At 33.6% G+C, this 1,924-nt stretch carries 2 protein-coding genes; one reads left to right on the top strand and one right to left on the bottom strand.

All coding sequences use genetic code 11. The features are described from left to right. Positions 1-644 precede the first annotated feature (644 nt). The gene (locus L6Q46_RS13825) at positions 645-1,073 is read right to left on the bottom strand and encodes a hypothetical protein (protein ID WP_291284800.1); all 429 of its coding nucleotides are present in this window, start codon (positions 1,071-1,073) and stop codon (positions 645-647) included. Between the two features lie 383 nt (positions 1,074-1,456). Here L6Q46_RS13825 and L6Q46_RS13820 point away from each other — a divergent pair. Continuing rightward, on the top strand, positions 1,457-1,924 hold a 468-nt coding region (locus L6Q46_RS13820), incomplete at its 3' end, for a hypothetical protein (RefSeq protein ID WP_291284799.1).

Below are 1,924 nucleotides of genomic sequence, written 5' to 3'. Positions count from 1 at the left end.
TATACCAAAAAAATAGCTGGATACAAATGTGGCAAGTGGCGCTGTAATTGTGTACCAGTAGTGTCCCAATAGGTTTAAAGAGAAATACAAATAAAGAGTGTAGGCAAAAGTTAGAACCGTTGTCAAAATGGAAAATCTTATTCTATCAGAAAGTTTTAACAATGTCCTACTTTTAATGTCACCAACAACATTACTGGTAACGTTACGGATTGCGCCTAGGCACAGTTTTTTGCTTGTCAAGTTATACATTTGAGCGCTAACACGCAAAAAATTGGGCTTAGGTGCGGTTAGCTGCTGTGCTTTTCGTCCGATAGTTTTAAACTTTCGTAATGTTCCTCAAAGTATTTGGTAAGTCCGTCAAAAATGTCCTCAAGGAATTTAACAACATCTTCGTTGTCAGTTTGCATTCTTGAAGTAATTTTTTTTAGCTCTTTCTCTTTTTTTTCCTTAAAATCTTTGTCAATTATTTTATCAATTTCGTCCTTAATATCAATGGAGATTATCTTATCACCTAAAGCAGTAATTTCTTTACTCTTAAAATTCCCTTGATGAATAATAATATTTCGGTTTGTTTTTATTTCCGCGAAATGTGTCGTCAGCTTATTTAAAATTTTTGCTGGTAATGTGCTCTTGGTATGTGAATTTTAACTAATTAAGTATGTGTTAATTTTTCTTACAGGCATTCCTAGTCTAAAAACATCATGAATGAATTTTGTTACGAAGTCGATGATTGAAGAAATTTTTATATAGTGATTCTCTATGTGATATTTATAGTAATCAATTTCACGTATTCCGTTTTTTTTATAATATGAAGGAGTGTTTTTCATTGAAAGAAAAATCACATTTTGCTCAAGTTTATTAACAGATTCACACAGGTTGACAAATGATATGAAAATTTGTTTGGCGTAAATCTCATAGACTTTGCCATAATTTGGGAGTTCGTTGTCCCAATCTTTCGAAGAGTCCTCAACAAAAATATTAATATGAGCATGAAGAATTGGTCGCGAGATTTTGATAATCGCTTTTGAAAGGGAAGTTTTTTCTAATTTCTCTATAGATGTTTTCTTTTTCATGTCTGATTGTCTTGTCCAACAGCATTGCAGATATCGGATGGCAGCTACTGGCCGTTGGGCTTTCGAAGCATCAACTTTCTTTTACCTACCAAGGTTATTTAAAGATACCAATGTTTATTAGCCGCCGCAAATTAAATTTCCCGAAGGAACCTTGTTAATAGCGTGCGGCGATGACCCTCGTCCGCCCAATGGCCAGTAGGTGCTGTTATACGCTTTTGCCAATACAAATTAAGTCATAGTAACTCAAATAAAGCGTCGTGGCACGTGGTTTGAAGATAGATTTAGGCGCCACTAAGTTAAATTATTGTTAACTGTAAATCAATGTGTTACAAATAATATTTGTATAACACAAAAAATGGTTAAATTTGTAACTTAACTTATAAGTGAAGCGTAAAATAGTCATAGAATTATACGAGCAATTACCTGCCGTCACTTATTACGTCATTCGATTTAAGGATGAAGAAGAGAACGAATTTGATAAATTCTTTAACAAGTTTGATGGTGATAGCGAATTTGAAAAAAGCTTTGATATTATAATTGGTTGGCTGGATAAGATTGGCGACGAGGGAGCTGACTTAACTTATTTTAGACCGGAAGGTAAAAGTTTAAAAGCATTACCTATAGATGGAGGGAAATTGAGACTTTATTGTTTCCGAGTCAATGAGTGCATTGTTGTTCTTGGAAACGGTGGAAATAAAAAAACCAGAGCCTATCAAGAAGATCCCTTGTTAAATAAATTTGTATCTGACTTAAGGGAAGCAGGTAGACATTTATGGAACAGATTCAATAATAGTACTAAAGCAAGCATTCATAATTGTTCGTTAATTGGAAACTTAGAATTTGAAATTGAC

It is taken from the genome of Flavobacterium sp. (assembly GCF_023151265.1).
Lineage (GTDB): Bacteria > Bacteroidota > Bacteroidia > Flavobacteriales > Flavobacteriaceae > Flavobacterium.
This window is presented reverse-complemented; position numbering and strand designations above follow the sequence as displayed.

Bases quoted from the DNA above. Each gene is read 5' to 3' on its own strand.
- L6Q46_RS13825 (WP_291284800.1), bottom strand. From the start codon at position 1,073: ATGAAAAAGAAAACATCTATAGAGAAATTAGAAAAAACTTCCCTTTCA.